The organism is Neorhizobium fuzhouense (genome assembly GCF_042611105.1).
Lineage (GTDB): Bacteria > Pseudomonadota > Alphaproteobacteria > Rhizobiales > Rhizobiaceae > Neorhizobium > Neorhizobium galegae_A.
The window spans coordinates 125,117-141,584 of sequence record NZ_JBHFFP010000007.1 but is presented as its reverse complement, the minus strand read 5'-3'; the positions used below and the strand labels follow the sequence as shown (position 1 = coordinate 141,584).

18 protein-coding genes are annotated in these 16,468 nt (G+C 63.0%); 9 read left to right on the top strand and 9 right to left on the bottom strand.

What is annotated here, in order from left to right:
* The first annotated feature begins 7 nt into the window (after positions 1-7).
* Both sseA and ACEXP3_RS14335 read left to right on the top strand, forming a co-directional pair.
* Positions 8-880: a 3-mercaptopyruvate sulfurtransferase gene (sseA, locus tag ACEXP3_RS14340; RefSeq protein ID WP_377297898.1), complete on the top strand. Its 873-nt coding sequence runs from the start codon at positions 8-10 to the stop codon at positions 878-880.
* Positions 877-1,068, top strand: coding sequence for a hypothetical protein (locus ACEXP3_RS14335; protein WP_377297897.1), 192 nt, complete (start codon positions 877-879; stop codon positions 1,066-1,068). The genes sseA and ACEXP3_RS14335 overlap by 4 nt, the downstream gene beginning before the upstream one ends.
* A 69-nt stretch (positions 1,069-1,137) precedes the next feature.
* Here ACEXP3_RS14335 and ACEXP3_RS14330 read toward each other — a convergent pair whose 3' ends face one another.
* From ACEXP3_RS14330 to ACEXP3_RS14300, 7 genes are all read right to left on the bottom strand, one after another.
* Positions 1,138-2,208 carry an LLM class flavin-dependent oxidoreductase gene (locus ACEXP3_RS14330; protein ID WP_377297896.1) on the bottom strand — a complete coding sequence of 357 codons (1,071 nt, stop codon included), beginning with the start codon at positions 2,206-2,208 and terminating at the stop codon, positions 1,138-1,140.
* A 32-nt stretch (positions 2,209-2,240) separates the two neighbouring features.
* The gene (locus tag ACEXP3_RS14325; RefSeq protein ID WP_377297895.1) at positions 2,241-3,077 is read right to left on the bottom strand and encodes an ABC transporter permease; all 837 of its coding nucleotides are present in this window, start codon (positions 3,075-3,077) and stop codon (positions 2,241-2,243) included.
* Positions 3,070-3,858 (bottom strand): ABC transporter ATP-binding protein, encoded by a 789-nt coding sequence (locus ACEXP3_RS14320; RefSeq protein WP_377297894.1) that lies wholly within the window; start codon positions 3,856-3,858, stop codon positions 3,070-3,072. The genes ACEXP3_RS14325 and ACEXP3_RS14320 overlap by 8 nt, the downstream gene beginning before the upstream one ends.
* A 20-nt stretch (positions 3,859-3,878) precedes the next feature.
* Complete coding sequence (locus ACEXP3_RS14315) at positions 3,879-4,883, bottom strand: ABC transporter substrate-binding protein (RefSeq protein WP_377297893.1); 1,005 nt, start codon at positions 4,881-4,883, stop codon at positions 3,879-3,881.
* 38 nt (positions 4,884-4,921) lie between these two features.
* Positions 4,922-6,091 carry an FMNH2-dependent alkanesulfonate monooxygenase gene (gene ssuD / locus ACEXP3_RS14310; RefSeq protein ID WP_377297892.1) on the bottom strand — a complete coding sequence of 390 codons (1,170 nt, stop codon included), beginning with the start codon at positions 6,089-6,091 and terminating at the stop codon, positions 4,922-4,924.
* Between the two features lie 283 nt (positions 6,092-6,374).
* Positions 6,375-6,938 (bottom strand): OsmC family protein, encoded by a 564-nt coding sequence (locus ACEXP3_RS14305; protein WP_377297891.1) that lies wholly within the window; start codon positions 6,936-6,938, stop codon positions 6,375-6,377.
* On the bottom strand, positions 6,935-7,162 hold the full coding sequence (locus tag ACEXP3_RS14300) for a hypothetical protein (RefSeq protein WP_377297890.1): 228 nt from the start codon (positions 7,160-7,162) through the stop codon (positions 6,935-6,937). The genes ACEXP3_RS14305 and ACEXP3_RS14300 overlap by 4 nt, the downstream gene beginning before the upstream one ends.
* Positions 7,163-7,722: 560 nt before the next feature.
* Between ACEXP3_RS14300 and ACEXP3_RS14295 the strand changes: the two genes are divergently transcribed.
* The 6 genes from ACEXP3_RS14295 (at position 7,723) to ACEXP3_RS14270 (ending at position 13,538) form a co-directional block, all read left to right on the top strand.
* A complete protein-coding gene (locus ACEXP3_RS14295) occupies positions 7,723-8,838 on the top strand; it encodes an ABC transporter ATP-binding protein (protein ID WP_377297889.1) in 1,116 nt (371 codons plus the stop codon).
* Entirely contained in the window at positions 8,835-9,485 is a 651-nt protein-coding gene (locus tag ACEXP3_RS14290) for an ABC transporter permease (protein WP_377297888.1), read from the top strand. The genes ACEXP3_RS14295 and ACEXP3_RS14290 overlap by 4 nt, the downstream gene beginning before the upstream one ends.
* A complete protein-coding gene (locus ACEXP3_RS14285; RefSeq protein WP_210104841.1) occupies positions 9,482-10,153 on the top strand; it encodes an ABC transporter permease in 672 nt (223 codons plus the stop codon). Before ACEXP3_RS14290 ends, ACEXP3_RS14285 begins: the two co-directional genes overlap by 4 nt.
* A 65-nt stretch (positions 10,154-10,218) precedes the next feature.
* Positions 10,219-11,133 (top strand): ABC transporter substrate-binding protein, encoded by a 915-nt coding sequence (locus tag ACEXP3_RS14280; protein ID WP_377297887.1) that lies wholly within the window; start codon positions 10,219-10,221, stop codon positions 11,131-11,133.
* 92 nt (positions 11,134-11,225) lie between these two features.
* Positions 11,226-11,966, top strand: a complete 741-nt coding sequence (gene hutC, locus ACEXP3_RS14275) for a histidine utilization transcriptional repressor HutC (RefSeq protein ID WP_377297886.1) — start codon at positions 11,226-11,228, stop codon at positions 11,964-11,966.
* Positions 11,967-12,050: 84 nt separating this feature from the next.
* Complete coding sequence (locus tag ACEXP3_RS14270) at positions 12,051-13,538, top strand: HAL/PAL/TAL family ammonia-lyase (RefSeq protein ID WP_377297885.1); 1,488 nt, start codon at positions 12,051-12,053, stop codon at positions 13,536-13,538.
* A gap of 26 nt (positions 13,539-13,564) precedes the next feature.
* Here the strand turns inward: ACEXP3_RS14270 and ACEXP3_RS14265 are convergent, their stop codons facing one another.
* On the bottom strand, positions 13,565-14,308 hold the full coding sequence (locus tag ACEXP3_RS14265) for a phosphate/phosphite/phosphonate ABC transporter substrate-binding protein (RefSeq protein WP_377297997.1): 744 nt from the start codon (positions 14,306-14,308) through the stop codon (positions 13,565-13,567).
* 20 nt (positions 14,309-14,328) lie between these two features.
* Complete coding sequence (locus ACEXP3_RS14260) at positions 14,329-15,369, bottom strand: fatty acid desaturase (protein WP_377297884.1); 1,041 nt, start codon at positions 15,367-15,369, stop codon at positions 14,329-14,331.
* 133 nt (positions 15,370-15,502) lie between these two features.
* Between ACEXP3_RS14260 and ACEXP3_RS14255 the strand changes: the two genes are divergently transcribed.
* Positions 15,503-16,339 carry a helix-turn-helix domain-containing protein gene (locus ACEXP3_RS14255; protein WP_210104836.1) on the top strand — a complete coding sequence of 279 codons (837 nt, stop codon included), beginning with the start codon at positions 15,503-15,505 and terminating at the stop codon, positions 16,337-16,339.
* Positions 16,340-16,468 lie beyond the last annotated feature (129 nt).

Below are 16,468 nucleotides of genomic sequence, written 5' to 3'. Positions count from 1 at the left end.
ACAGACCATGTCCATCTCCCTGCCCGGCCCGCTGGTCTCCACCCGGTGGCTCGCCGATCACCTTGGTACCGACAACGTTGTTCTCCTGGACGGCTCCTACAAGCTGCCCGGCGCAACACCGACCGCGACGGAGGATTATACGCGCCAGCATATTCCCGGTGCGCGGTTCTTCGATATCGACCGGATCGCCGCATCGGGGACCTCCCTCCCGCACATGCTGCCGGATGCCGCCGAATTCGAAGCGGTCGCCGGCAAGCTCGGCGTCGGAAACGACACGCTGGTGGTGATCTATGACACGCACGGGCTGATGTCGGCGCCACGGGTCTGGTGGACATGGCGCGTCTTCGGCCATGACAAGGTCGCCATTCTGGATGGCGGCTTCAAGCGCTGGCTTGCGGAGGGACGCGCCGTGACGACCGAGGTTCCGGCACCCCGACCCGCATCGTTTACGGCGCGCTTTCGCGCAGACCTTCTGCGGGACAAGACAGCGCTCCTCACAAACCTCACCACGCAGGCGGAACAGGTGATCGACGCGCGCTCCGCACCCCGCTTCGAGGGGACGGAGGCGGAAGTCCGGCCCGGCCTTCGTGCCGGACACATTCCCGGCAGCCGCAACCTGCCGTTCACGACCCTTAGCGATCCGGCCACGGGAGAGGTACTATCGCCGGACGCCATCCGCGCGGCATTTCTTTCGGCCGGTGTCGATCTGGACCAACCGGTCGTCGCGTCCTGCGGTTCGGGGGTCACGGCAGGCGTCCTGCTGTTCGGCCTTCACCTCATCGGCAAGGAGGATACCGCGCTCTATGACGGCTCATGGGCCGAGTGGGGCATTCCGGGCGACACACCCATCGCGACGGGACCCGCGGAGCATATGGCATGAGCAGCCTTGCCCCGGATCTTGCCGATGCCCTGACGGCCCGCTTCGGTGACCGGTTTTCCCAGGGCGAAGCCCTTCGCCAGCAGCATGGTCGCGGGGAGCATCAGGTGGCGGGCGGAACAAACGACAGTCCGTCTTTTCGCCATGCCGTGCATTCGGGCGCGCCTTCTGCCTGCATGCGCAATGGATAGCTGCAGCTGCGACCGGTTTCCCGACCGCCCAATGCGGATGATCGACGGATCCTGCGCATTGCACAGCGCTCACGCGCGCAGGAGCGGCAGAAGCTTCTGTCCCTGCCGGGCGATTTCCGTGAGGTAGGGCGTGTCCGACAGAACGAAATGGCTGATCCCGAGATCGCGGTATTTTCCGAGCGAGGCCGCCACGTCTTCGGCGGAGCCGACGAGCCAAGTCGTTCCGGCCCCGCCGCCGCCGAACCGGCCCGGTGCGGTATAGAGATTGTCATCGAGGACATCACCGCGCGCAGCTAGATCAAGAAGCCGCTGCTGGCCGACGGCGACCGGGCCGCGATGATCCTGCCAGTTGCCGCCGGCGCCCTTGGCCATCTGCTCCACCTTCGCCTCGGCATCAGCCCAGGCGGCTTCCCGCGTCTCGCGCACAACGGTGGTGATCCGCAGCCCGAATTCGAGCGGTGGCAGGTCGCGGTCCAGCGTCCTGCTCAGGGTCTTCAGCCGGTCGATACGCTCCGCGACGCCTGCCAGCGGTTCGCCCCAGAAGAGCTGCACGTCGGCTTCCGACGCGGCGACCCGTTCTGCCGCATCGGATGCGCCGCCGAAATAGAGTTTGGGGTGCTGGCGGCCGTCGCGTGCCTCAATACGGGGCTCGACCGTGGAGTTGCGGACCTGGAAATGTTCGCCCTCGAAGGTCACCGCCTCCTCGGTCCAGAGACGCCGCACCAGCCGCATGAACTCGCGGGTGCGGGCGTAACGCTGCGCTTGGTCCTGCTCGACATCGCCATAGGCTGCGAGATCATCCTGGCCGGAGACGATATTGACGCGCACACGGCCGCCGCTCAGCCGGTCGAGGCTTGCGGCTGCCGATGCGAAATGCGCCGGGCGCCAGTAACCGGGGCGGATCGCGATCAGCGGCTCGAACGACTTCGTGCGGGCCGCAAGCGCGGTGGCGACGGTGAACGTGTCCGGCCGGCCCCAGCCGGTTCCGATCAGCGCCCCCTGCCAGCCGTTCTGCTCCAGTGCCTCGGCCTGCGCCGTCAGCGTGTCGAGGCCGCCGAGATCGGTCGTCGTGGTATCGCCACGATGGCCTCCCTTGGCGGCGTTCGGGATGTACCAGAGGTAGGTCGATGATGCCGTCATGCCAAAATGTCCTGCAATGTCATGTGTTCGAACTATCGCTGCATGCCCCAGCGACGCACCGTCACCGTTTCGACGATCCTGAAGAGGATGCCCTCGACCACGAGGCCGATGATGATGACCATGGCAAGCCCGGCAAACACCTTGTCGGTGAACAGCTCGTTTCGGTTGCGGAAGATGAACCAGCCAAGACCGCCGTTCGAGGAGCTGACGCCGAAGACGAGTTCGGCGGCAATCAAGGTGCGCCAGGCGAAGGCCCAGGCGATCTTCATGCCGTAGAGAATGGAGGGCAGTGCCGCCGGAATGAGGATGCGCACCACGTAGGCCGGACCGCGCAGGCCATAATTGCGCCCGACCAGCCGCTGCGTTTCCGGCACGCCGTCAAAGCCGCTCAACGTCGCAAGCGCAAAGGGCCAGAGCACGGCATGCACGAGGACAACCAGCAGGCTGGTTTCCCCGAGCCCGAACCACAGCATCGCGACCGGTAGAAGCGCGATTGCCGGCAGCGGATTGAACATGGAGATCAGTGTCTGCAGCAGTTCGCGCACGAACCGGCTGGCCATGGCGAGCGACACGAAGACGAAGGCGCCGGCAATGGCAATCACATAGCCCTTGATCAGCACCGAAAGCGAGGTCCAGGAGGCCGAGAGGAGATTTTCCTTCAGCAGCGCCTCGATGAAGGCCCGGGCGGTTTCCAGAAAGCTCGGAAAGAGGATCGGCTGGGCGCTGAAGCGCGCCGCTGCCTCCCAGACCGCCGCGAGAAGCACAAGGACCAGCACCTTTCGCACCAGCGCCGAACCGCGCAGCCAGTCGATCCAGGTGGACCGCTCAGGCGCGGCTGCCTGCAAAGTCCTGCCGGACGCCTCAGCCATTCAGCGCCTCCTCCTGTGCGGGTTGGCGGGAAAACAGGATGTCATGCACCTCCCGGCTCAGGGTCTCGAGGCGCCGGCTGCCGAGATCGGCATAGCCGAACTCCGCCGTCGACAGGCTGGTGATCGTGCGGCCAGGATGCGGGCTCAACAGATGCAGCCGCGTGCCGATGAGGATGGCCTCCTCGATGGAATGGGTGACAAACAGCAGGGTGAAGCCGATCTCCTCGGCCAGTTCGAGCAGATCGCGCTGCAGCTGGCTGCGCGTCATCGCGTCCAGCGCGGCAAAGGGCTCGTCCATCAGAAGGACATCCGCGTCGGTCACCAGCGCGCGGGCAATCGCCGCGCGCTGCTTCATGCCGCCGGAGAGCGTGTGCGGGAAACTGTCGAGAACCCGTGCCAGGCCCACCTTTCTCAAGGCCGAATCGGCGCGCTCGCGCACCTCGGCCCTGGACAGGCGCCCGGCAAGTCGCAGCGGAAACTCCACATTCTGCCGCACGGTTTTCCACGGCAGCAACTGGTCGAATTCCTGGAACACGACGATCCGGTCCGGTCCTGGCCCCCTGACAGGTTGACCATGCATGCGGATCGCCCCGGAGGCCGGCTTCAGGAAGCCGGCAACGGCCTTGAGGATGGATGACTTGCCGCAGCCGGACGGGCCGAGCAGCACGAGACGTTCGCCGCCTGCCACCTCGAACGACACATCCTCGACGGCACGCACCGGGCCTTTTGCCGAAGGATAATCCAGCGTCAGACGGTCAACCTCGAAAACGGTCGAAGCCACGGGATCTCGTGCCAGCATGGTCAGCTACCGCTCTCGGCGTGCAGCGTGTCGAAGGTGTAATCCTTCCAGCTTTCCGCCTTCCGCTTGATGGCGCCGGTCCTGTAGAGGAAATCGGCAAAGGCGAAGGATTTGGCCGGAACCACGGTGAACTTGCTGTCCGGGCTTTCGATCAGCGACTGCACGAAGGCCGGCTCCAGCTTGGATTTCTCCACCCGGATATAGGTTTCCGCCGCCGCCTTCTTGTTGGCTTCGATCCAGGCGCTGGCTTCCTTCACGGCATCGAAGAAGGCCTGGAATGTCTTCGGGTTTTCCGCCTGCCATTTGGTGGTGGCATAGAGATAGGTCGGCGTTACCGCACCGCCCAGAATATCGTAGGATGAGAAGACCTTGTGGATCTTGGGGTCCTTCAGCGCCTGCTCCTGGAACGGCGTGTTGGAGAGGTGCGCGGTAATCTCCGTGGAGCCCGACAGCAGTGCCGCCGTGGCATCCGGATGGGCAAGCGTCACGGTATTGTTGTCGAGCTTGTTCTGGTTGCCGGGGCCGAATTCCTTCTCGGCGGCCATCTGCAGGATGCGCGCCTGAACGGAGACACCGACCGCCGGCAGGGCGATCTTGTCGGTCGGCTTGAAGTCCTTCAGCGTCTTGATGTTCGGGTTGTTGGTCACGAGGTAGTTCGGCTGGTTCGCCAGCCCCGCGACGATCTTGACCGAACCCTGCGTGCGGTCCCAGAGCGTGAGGAACGGACCGATGCCGGCCGCCGCGATGTCGATCGAGCCGGACAGGAGCGCTGCATTGATGGCGTCGCCGCCGGACAGCTGCGCCCATTCCACCTTCACGTCATTGAGGCCGAGCGCCTTGGCATGTTTTTCGATGAGGTTCTGGTCGCGGATGACATGCAGCGGCAGATAGAGCGTTCCGAACTGCTGCGAGATACGGATGAGGCCCTCGGCCTGAGCGGTGATGGCGGGAAACAGAGCCGCGATCGCAAGGGCGGAGGTGGCGAACAGGCGCATCAATCGGGTCATCAGGGCATCCTTGGACAAGAGAAAAGGGTGAAGGCAGATCAGCCGGCAGCGTCCGCCCGTGCCGGGCCAGCGGCGCGTCCGACCGAAAATTCGTTGACGATCCCGTCACTGAGCGTCGTGGCCCGCCGGGGATCGATGCCGAGGAGCGGAAACAGAAGTTCCGCCACGCGGTAGGCTTCCTCGATATGCGGATAGCCGGAACCGATGATCGTATCGATGCCGAGCGCCTGGTATTCGGCAAGCCGGTCGGCGATCTGGCGCGGGGTGCCGACAAGGGCTGTTCCCACACCTGTTCTGACGAGCCCGACGCCGGCCCACAGGTTCGGGGCGATCCGCAACCGGTCGCGCCGTCCGCCGTGCAGGGCGGCCTGCCGCTTCTGCCCGACCGAATCCATCTCCACCTGGAACCTTTGCCAGCTGCGTTCGATCTGTTCGTCGGAAATATGCGAGATCAGCCGATCGGCCGCCCGCCAGGCATCATCCTCGTCCTCGCGCACGATGAAATGGATGCGCATGCCGAAGCGGACATTGCGTCCGGCCCGCTTTGCCCTGGCGCGGACGGAGTCGATCTTTTCGCGCACCGCTTCGAGCGGCTCGCCCCAGGTCAGGTACATATCGGTGGCGTTTACGGCAAGCTCCTGGCCTGCCTCCGACGAGCCGCCGAAATAGAGCGGCGGGTGCGGTGCATGGACGGGCGGAAAATCGCAGCGGGCGCCCTTCAGGCTGTAGTGGCGACCCTCGAAATCCACCGCCTCTCCGGCAAGCAGCCGTTTCCAGATCTCCAGAAACTCGGCCGCCTGCTGGTACCGCTCGTCATGGGAAAGAAAGATGCCGTCTCCGGCCAGTTCGCTGGGATTGCCGCCGACAACGACGTTGAGCAGAAGCCGGCCGCGGCTCAGACGATCAAGCGCTGCCGTCTGACGGGCGGCAAAGGTCGGCGAGGTGACTCCCGGGCGCAGCGCCACCAGATATTTAAGCCGCTCGGTGACGGCGGCAAGGCCGCTGGCGGTGACCCAGGAATCCTCGCAGGTCTGGCCGGTCGGCAGAAGCACGCCCTCAAATCCCAGCGCATCGACCGTCGTCGCCACCTGCTTGAAATAGGAAAATTCCGGTGGCCGGCTGAGATGCGACGTTCCGAGATAGGATCCATCGCCGTGGGTCGGGATGAACCAGAAGAAGTTCAGGGCGTTTGTCTGGATCGGCGGCATGGCGTTCTCTCTGCGTGTTGAGAGGAAGCCTAAAGACCGTTCTGTCTATAGAAAAGAAAGGATATTCTCAATCCGCCGCCTGCGGTGGGTTATTCGTTTCGATCAGGGCGAAGTGCGGGCGGCCCTGAACCACGCGTGGGTGTCGAGGATTGCAGGCGACCCAGGGCCGTCGAGGCATTTCGGGCGCATTTGGCGCGGTCTGGAGTTGCGGCGTCAGAAATATTCCAACTTTCGCATCTTCTGTGTACACCGGGCGACCATCCAAAGATCCGTGGCGACAGGATCACGCCGCATCGGATGCCGCTGCGGCGGGCTGATGGTGGTTCACGGTTCCGACGACCTTCGTGCCGCGCTTCAAAAGGTTGAGGATCGGACAGAATGCCTCCACCGCCGCCGTCACCCTGGCGATCTCCGCACTGCCGGCCGGAGACACCAGCGTCACCGTATAGACGATGTCATGCGGATAGACGGGGATCGCTTCATGGCCCTCGGATCCTCCGCGGGGATCAAGAACCGCGGACACTTCTGCTTCGAGCGTTTCAAGCGGCACGCCCTGATCGGCAGCGTGGATGAGGTAGGTGTGTGTCAGGCAGCTCGACAGTGCCCCGAGCAGCAGTTCAGGAGAGGAAGGTCCGAGATTGTATCCGGCAAAATCCGGTGGGCTGTCGGTGATGACTTGAAAATCGCGGATGCGAATCCGCCGCACGCCGCTGCGTCCTTCGGCGGTCGCACCCGCTTTCAGGGTGATGGCACCTGCTTCACCGCTGCGAATGCGGCTGCGAATGCGGCTGCGACGCGCCAGCACCGCCTCTCTCTTCTGGCTCAGATAATCATTCAGTGTCGTCACGCGGTCTCTCCATGGTCACGATCAACAACATGATGCCTGCGCCCCAATCCGAAGATCGCGCCGATGAAGCCGGCGGTCAGAAGAAGGGCCTGCAGCCACCGGGGAATCTCGATCGAACAGACGGAAGCCACCAACGCGAGAACCAGAAGGATGATGCTGGCGCGGGTCACGCGGCACAGCGGCGCGTGGTCCAGGGTCTTCAGGCTGATCTTGGCGATATGCATGTCTTCCACCAGTACGAGGCCCAGCCAATCTCGGTGGGCAGGTCATTTCGATCTTCATTTCCGTCCGTGCGACAGCGACCGCTGCCGATACGCCTGACTCTCAGGCAAGATGGCGCGATGTTCAAAGGCGGGACGTGTTCGATCGCGCAGCGGACGGAAACGCCGTGCCAATTTTCTAGTATTCTGGTAGAAATTTGTGCCCCTCGAGAGGATGTGGCTACCCAATCGAGTCATTCGCAGTTCGATTAAAGAGGCCGCGACGGATGATTTACTTCTGACGAACGAGCACCAGATAGGTCTGACAGACTACACGGGGTGAGGACCAGTATGTGCCGTAGAATCCTCTTTGGTATCCGCAGCGGCACCGACTGAAAGGGTTCATCGTCTGACTGAAGCCCTCACCTTCGCCACCAAAACAGCACGAAATTTAGGCATTATCGATAAGCGCAGATTTCGTGGGCACCCCGCTTGCACAGATCCTGTCTTCGTGCTTGTATAGACAACTAAGAGAGCATCGGAGAACGGGCCAGATCCGATGCCTGAGACACAGGAACTGCGCCATGATCACATTTGATGCCGTCAGCAAGCACTATCGGGGCCAGACCATTGCTGTCGACAAGCTGTCGCTGACAGCGCCCACCGGGAAGCTGACGATTTTCGTCGGCCCGTCCGGTTGCGGCAAAACCACCTCGCTGCGGATGGTGAACCGCCTGATTACGCCCTCTTCGGGCAGAATTCTTCTGGATGGCGAGCCGACGGACACGATGGATGTTGCCGTGCTGCGCCGAAAGATCGGATACGTCATTCAAAATGCGGGTCTTTTTCCACATCGCACCGTCGCGCAGAATATCGCAACCACGGCGCGGCTGAATGGCACCCCCAAGGATCGGGCACTGCGCATCGCCCATGAGCTCCTGGAGCGTGTCGGGCTGTCCTCCGCTTTCGCCAATCGCTATCCATGGCAGCTTTCCGGCGGCCAGCAGCAGCGCGTGGGCGTTGCCCGCGCCCTGGCGTCCGATCCGAAATTCATGCTGATGGATGAACCGTTCAGCGCCGTCGATCCGGTTGTGCGCGGTCAATTGCAGGACGAGTTTCTCAGGCTGCAGCGGGACATCGGCAAGACCATCATCATGGTCACGCATGACATCGACGAGGCTCTGAAACTGGGCGACCAGGTGGTCGTTCTGCGCACCGGCGGCACGCTGGCACAGGTTGCGACCCCGCAGGAACTGCTGGCAAGACCGGCGGATGACTTCGTCGCCGATTTCATCGGGCGTGACCGCGGTTATCGCGTGCTTGGCTTTGCCGAATTCGCCAAGGGCGGCGTGCCGCTCGGAGCCGAGCCGACGGCAACGCTTGGCGCCACTCCCGAAACCCTTCGCCAGATTGCCACGGACAGATGGGTCCTCGTTACGGATTCCCTGAACCGCCCGCTGGGCTGGGCGGATGTCGACAGCGTCAAAGGCCCCCTGCGGGACGGCGACCTCAACCTCAGCGGCACGCTGGCCGTCGAAGGCAGCAGCCTACGGCATGTTCTCGACGCGGCGCTCAGTTCTCCGTCCGGCCGTGGTGTCATCGTCGGGCAGTCCGGCGAGTTGATGGGAACCGTGACGCTGTCGCATGTTGCTGAAGCCATCGAAGCCGCGCGCACCGGTCGCCTGGGGACGCAGCCATGAGGTTCGACTGGCTCTACCGCGAGTCCGGCCGCATCGCCGAACTCTTTCTCTGGCACCTCGGGCTGTCCGTGATCCCCGTGGTGATCGGATTGCTGCTTGCTCTGCCGCTGGGATGGCTTGCGCAACGGGCGGGGTTCTTCCGCTCGACCCTGCTCGGTGCAGCAGGCTTGCTCTACACCATTCCGTCCCTGGCGCTCTTTGTGCTTCTGCCGCTTGTGCTCGGCACGCGTATTCTCGATCCCATGAATGTGGTCGTGGCACTCACGGTCTATGCGCTCGCGCTTCTGGTGCGCACGGTCAGCGACGGCCTTGAGTCTGTCCCGCCGGATGTCATCCAGGCCGCCAATGCCATGGGCTATCGCAGGCTGCCACGCCTCTTTGTCGCTGAACTTCCCCTTGCCGTTCCGGTGATTGCGGCGGGGCTCCGGGTTGCTGTTGTCTCCAATGTCAGCATCGTCTCGGTCGCCGCCCTGATCGGTACGCCGCAGCTCGGGCTGCTGTTCACGCAAGGGCTTCAACTGCGGTTCCTCACGCCCATCATTGCCGGGATCGTGCTTTGCGTGCTGCTTGCCGCACTGCTGGACGGTCTTGTCCTTTTTGCCGCCAAACGCATGACACCCTGGCAGCCGGGAGGTGCCGAGCGATGATTGCATGGTTTTCAGACCCGACCCACTGGACGGGAAGCGACGGGGTGTTCGCGCTTGTCATCCAGCATCTGATCTATAGCGGGGTCGCGCTTTTCTTCGCCTGCCTGATCGGCTTGCCGATCGGACTCTACGTCGGGCATACGGGCCGCGGCGTCGTCCTGATCGCCGGACTTGCCAATGCCTTGCGCTCGCTGCCAAGCCTTGGCCTCATCGTTCTTCTGGTGATCCTGTTCGGGCCTGTCTTTACCTCCGACATGGCCTTCATCGTGCCGAGCATCATCGTGCTCGTCCTGCTTGCCGTGCCGCCGATCATGAGCGGCACCTATGCAGGCGTTGCGGCTGTGGACCCGGCTGCGGTGGATGCGGCGCGCGGCATGGGCAAACGCCCGCTCGACATTCTCTTCGATGTCGAACTTCCCTGCGCCCTGCCGCTGATCTTCTCCGGGCTGCGCAGCGCGACGCTGCAGATCATATCGACGGCGACCATTGCCGCTTATGTTTCGCTGGGCGGGCTCGGGCGCCTCATCATCGATGGCCGCGCCCAGAACGATTACTACCAGATGGCGGCGGGTGCCGTTCTGGTCGGCGCTCTGGCCCTCCTCGTCGATCTGGCGATCGGCATCCTGTCCAGGCTGACAGTCTCACCGGGCCTCACCCGCCGGCTCTAGGCGGGCGACCATCCACCCAACCGCGTTTTCAGTCTCATGACGTTGAACCTCAAGGAGTAGCTAGCATGGCATTCAGTATCTTAAAGGCCGCCGGCGCGTTTGCGCTGATGGCGCTTTCCGCCACCACGACGCTTGCCCAGACCGATCCGCTCGGGGCTGCTCCGGCCGCGCGCACCGACAAGACCACCATCATCGTCGGCTCGGCGGATTTCCCGGAGAGCCAGCTTCTGGCCACCATCTACGCCAAGGCGCTTGCGGCAAAGGGCATCAAGACCGACACCAAACTGAACATCGGCAGCCGTGAGGTTTACATGCCGGCGCTTCTCGACGGGTCGATCGACCTCCTGCCGGAATATGCCGGCGCGACGTTGAGCTATCTCGACAAGAATGCAACGGCGCATTCGCCGGAAGACGTCGCCAAGGCTCTGAAAGCCGCCTTGCCGGCCGGCGTTTCGATGCTGACGCCGTCGCAGGCGCAGGATTCCGATGGCGTTGCCGTCACCCGCGCGACTGCCGAGAAGTACAAGCTGAAGACGATTGCCGATCTTGCACCGGTTGCGTCCCAGCTGGTGCTGGGCGGTCCTCCGGAATGGAAGACGCGCAAGGAAGGCATCATCGGCCTGAAGGAACTTTACGGCCTTGAGTTCAAGTCGTTCAAGTCGCTCGATGTCGGCGGCCCGCTGACGCTTTCGGCACTGGTCAATGACCAGGTCCAGGCGGCAAACCTGTTCTCGACAGACCCGGCGATTGCGGACAACAAGCTTGTCATCCTCGAAGACGTCAAGAACCTGTTTCCGGCCCAGAACATCGTGCCGGTCATTGCCAAGGCAAAGGTCAGCGACGTAGTGACGAAGACGCTCGATGCCGTATCGGCCGCTTTGACGACCGAGGACCTCATCGTCATGAACGGTCGTCTGGCCAATCACGACAGCTTCGACGTCGTTGCCGATGAATGGCTGGCGAAACACAAGTTGAACTGACCGAGCTTCGCGGGTATGGCACTCACCATACCCGCGCACGCGCTGAAGATGTGTCAGATGCCGAACCCTTGTCGTTCGCTTTGTGGAGCCTCATGCAAACGGTAGAGAACCAGGTCGAAAAGGCGCGGGACGAGCAGGCATCCGACAAGCCGCTTTACGTCACGCTCAAGGATTATGTTCGAAGCCGTGTCGAGACCGGCGAGTGGTCCATCGGGCAGAGAGTGCCTTCGGAAAACGAACTGGTCGACCTGCTCGGCGTCAGCCGCATGACCGCCAATCGCGCCTTGCGCGAACTGGCGGATGAAGGCTTTCTTGTCCGCGTGCAGGGCAAGGGGTCCTTCGTCGCCAGCAAGAAACGCACATCCCAGTTCCAGAGCGTTCCCAATATTGCCGACGAGATCACCCGCAATGGCGGCGTCCATACGGCAAACGTGATCGCTCTGCGCATGGAAACCGCCGATGCGCAACTGGCGGACGCGCTCGCCATCGAGATCGGCAGCCCGGTGTCCCATTCGATCATGGTTCATGCGGAAGATTCCCTTCCGATGCAGATCGAGGATCGGTTCGTCAACCATGCGATCGTGCCGCACTATATCGACCAGGATTTCGCAAAGACGACGCCCAACGGATATCTGACCGCCGTGGCACCGATCGTCAGGGCCGAGCAGCATATCGAGGCGGTGACGGCGCAGCCCTGGGAATGCAAGCTGCTGGCGATCTCCAAGACGGAACCCTGCCTTCTTGTTAGGCGCCGCACCTGGTCGCAAGGCGGCGTCATTTCCTCGGTTCGCCTGCTCTATCCGGGCAGCCGCTATCGCCTCTATAGCACCTGATCCTCGGGTCTGTTCAGGAAGGGCAATCGCCCGACCGTGAACGACCGTTGTGCCCCCTTGCCCAAACTGATTTCAGGAAATCCCATGACCGTGCTGCTCAATGACACGCTGACCTGGCAGGATGTGGCGCGGGTGAGCAACGGCGATGGTCTTGCGCTTTCAGAAGCCGCCTGGCACCGCATCGACAACGCCCACCGGATCGTCGAAAGCATCGTCGAGCGCGGTATCCGCGCCTATGGCATCAACACCGGCGTCGGCGCCCTGTCGGACACGGTGGTTGATCGCGGTGCGCAGAGCAAGCTGTCGCGCAGCATCATTCTCAGCCACGCCTGCGGCGTGGGGCCGCTTCTGCCACGCCGGGAGGTGCGCGCCATCATAGCGTCGCAGATTGCCAATTTCGCTCACGGCTATTCCGGGGTTCGCAGGCAGATCGTTGCCCATCTGGCGACCTTTCTGGAGCGCGACTGCGTTCCGGATGTGCCCGCCCGCGGATCGGCCGGCTACCTGACGCATAATGCGCACACCGCCCTCGTGCTGATCGGCGAAGGTGCTGCGCATATCGGCGGCCGCGCCTTGAGCGGGCGGGATGCCTTGGCCGAGATCGGTCTTGAACCGCTGGTTCTGGGGGCCAAGGAGGGCCTGAGCCTCGTCAACGGAACGGCCTGCGCGACCGGTCTTTCGAGCGTGGCTCTCGACCGCGCCGCCCGTTTGCTGGATTGGGCGGATGCGATTGCCGCGCTGACGCTTGAGGCGGCGGGCTGCCAGATGCCGGCCTACAGCGAGCCCGTGCTGTCGCTGCGCGTGTCCGACGGAATCGCGGCCGTTGGCGCGACTTTGCGCGGGCGGCTTGAGGGCAGCGGGCTGATCGCGGCGGCGCAAGGCAGGCGCACCCAGGATGCGCTCAGCCTGCGCTCCATTCCGCATGCCCATGGCGCTGCCCGCGATCTCTTCGACAATTGTGCGGCTATCGTTGACCGGGAACTGGCCTCGGTCACCGATAATCCGGCCGTTGCGGGGACGCCGGAGGAGCCGCTTGTCTGGTCGGAAGCCCATGCGGTGGCACCGGCGCTGGCCCAAGCCGCCGACGCGCTTGCGATTGCCATCGCGCAGATCGCCGCCATGAGCGAGCGGCGGATCGACCGGCTCGTCAATCCTCTGGTGAGCGGGCTGCCGCCTTTCCTCGCCTCCGATCCCGGCAGCCATTCCGGCTTCATGATTGCGCAATATACGGCGGCGGCCCTTGCAAACGAGAACCGGCGGCTGGCCGCCCCTGCCTCGACGGATGGCGGCCTGACCTCCGGCCTGCAGGAGGATTTTCTCTCGCATCCGACCGCTGCCGCCAACAAGCTTCTCGCCCTCCTCGACAATGCCGAATATATTCTGGCAATCGAATGGATGGCAGCCACGCAGGCGCATGATTTCCTCGAAACCCAGGCGCGGCGCGCGCCGGGGACGGACGTGCTCTACCGTCATCTTCGCGCTGAGGTTCGCCATTATTCGGACGACCGGCCCATTTCCTCCGACATGGAAAAGGTCCGGTTGCTTCTGTCGCAGAGCGCCCCGCCCCACTGATCTGATCGCGGGCGACGCGGCGGCGTCTATATCAGAACATCGAGATCGATCCGCTTTGCGCGGATGAAGGGCAGCCCCGCTCGCCGCGCCGTCCAGCCGACGACGTGGAGTTCTTTCGCCGCCGGTTCATGCCGCTCCGCCAGCAGCCAGGATCTGCAGTCGATCGCCGCAAAGTCCGCCTTGCCCTCGGCCACGGCAATGACCGATGCGCGATGCGCCCCCGTTGCGACCACATCCGCAAACAGGCCGAGGTTTTCACCGGCGGCTTCCAGGTCGCGCTTCAGGGCGAGATAGCCTGACATCGATCGATGCTCGTTGAAGGCCAGTTTCCTGTCGCGGAACAGTTCAAGCGGCAAGAGCGCCTCCCCTGTCTCCGGTGCGGCGGTGCTTACCCCCTCCCCCTTGTGGGCGACGATGGCGCTGGAATAGAGCGCCCCCGCGCCACCGGCGATCCCATCATAACGGTCTTGCCCAAGGACCTGAACATGCTCCAGCAAGCCAAGCTCCATGGGCCCCCAGCAGGTTTGGGACACGAGCAGCGCCGGATGGCGCCAGAGGACGTCGAGATCGAGGGCGTCCGGATCAAGCGTTGCCGGATCCGGCGCGATGACCGAACCATCTTCGCCGCGAATGCCGCCGCGAACTGCCGGCATGTCGCCATTGCGGCGAACGAGATCTCGAGGCGCATCGATGCCCTGTTCGAGGAAACGTTTCCGCATCCTGGCCCAGGCGGCATCGGTTTCATCGCGTACCTCGGGCCAGTCATACATGGGAAGCGCTGCGATCCACCTCACACCGCAAGATCCGGCATGACGGCCTCACCGGGCATCCGATAACCCGCCCGCTCGACCTGTTCATTCGCGGCGGGATGGACTGCGGCGGCGTGTTCGTCCCGCCGCAACACAGGATGCACAACGGGCTCCTTTGCCTTGAACGCGAAAGCGCGAAAAACCTCGAAATAGTTGGCAAAGACATAGCCATCATTCATCGCCTGCCATTCGGCGCGTCTGGCTCTGTAGAGCGAAGGCAGCCTGTACCAGGCAGCGGACGGCAGCTTGTGATGGATGAAGTGCAGGTTGTTGTAGAGAAAGAGCGGCGCAAGCAGCGAGGTCTCGACGATGATCGTGCGTCCATCCGGCCGCTCGGACCATTGGTGCTCGCAATAGGACCGCAGCGCAATGATGGAGAGCCCGAGATAGGCGGAGACGCCGATGTAGAGCCAGACCGGGATACCGAACACAAGGGACACGACCAGCAGTGTCGGGATGAGCCCCAAGACATGGAGGACCCACGCGACCATGACCTGGCGATCGCCCTTCATAATCTTAAGCCACTCCGACGCGGTAAACCCGACGACCATCAGCGGCGGCCCGAGCAGCATGCGCCCGATCAGTGTGTTGTTCCAGACCAGCAGACGCTTCAGGACGGCGGGCATCGCCTCCCAGTCCTTCAGCGCGCGATAATAGCTTTCCGGATCGTCGAAGGGATCGGTCAGGCGCTCGTCCTCATGGTGCTGGATGTGGGTCCGCTTGTAGCTGCGATAGGGATAGAAGATGCCCAGAGGCGCGAAGACCAGCGCCTCGTTCAGCCCTGCGCTGCGTGTCGGATGTCCATGCAGAACCTCATGCTGGAGCGATGAATGCAAGGCAATTGTGATCCCGATCAACACCAGTGCGACGATGGGAGCGGCGGGATAAAGGACATATCCGGCTACCCACCAGAGGCCGTAGCAGGCGACAAGCAGCGCGACCGTCGGCCACTCGATTTTCAACGCGCCTGATCGCCGCTGATGGAAAAGAAGCTTCGAACTCCGGAAGGAAATGTCGCTCATAACGTCCCCTGCTCTTCAATGGGAACAGAGTTTCACCAACCGGTGAATCGGACAACGAGACTATGGTGACCGATTGTTGATTTTGACAACAGAAAGCGCGATATGTTTACTATCGTAAACAACGGGGTTATTTATGGACAAGCGCGCGCTCTCGGAGCTTTTCCGCATCCGGTTGATCGAGCTCGTGACCCGATCTGGCGCCAGCCATTCCGCCTTCGCAGACGGGATCGGCATCGACCGGTCCGCGCTTTCACAACTATTGTCTGGCAGTTCGGCGCGTCTGCCGCGGGTGGAAACCCTTCTCAAGATTGCGGAGCGCCATTCGGTATCGCTGGACTGGCTTCTCGGCATCTCGCACGATCCGGGCCTGACGGGAGAGTTGCGGCCGAGCTTCGAGATCGAGGAGGGCGGCGAGGATTATACCGAGACGCTGCTCATGAAATGGCATGCCGAGGCGACCGGCTCCAAGATCCGCTATGTCCCTGCCCGTATCCCGGATCTTCTTCGCACGCCGGAAATCATCGCCTTCGAGGCCGATTCCGCCCATCAGAGCGTGAAGGCGCAGACAAGCGAAACGGCCTTCCGTCTCGATTATAATCGTCAGCCCGGCACGGATATGGAAGTGTGCATGCCGCAGGAGACGCTGCAAGCCTTCGCGCAGGGGCGCGGCATGTGGAGCGGCCTGAAACGTGATGTCCGCGCCGAACAGCTGCAATACATGGCCAGTCTGATCAACGAGCTCTACCCCTCGTTTCGCCTGTTCCTGTTCGACGAAAAAGAGCGGTTTTCCGTTCCCTACACGATTTTCGGCTCTCAGCGCGCCGCGATCTTCGTGGGCGGAATGTATCTTGTGCTGAACAATGCCGACTCGATCCGGAAAATGCAGCGTCATTTCGATCAGCTGATCAGGTTCACCCGCATCCATGCGCATCAAACCGCCGAATATGTTAGAACCCTCCAGGTGTCGTGAAGAGTACGTGGCCGCTTGAAAGGACCGGAGATTCGGCCGCATCATCCGCGAGCGCCCTCACCTACGGCCTTTGGGGCGGACGCCATCGTCAGACGCTCTATCGCGCATGCCTCATAAAGCGAGGTCGGC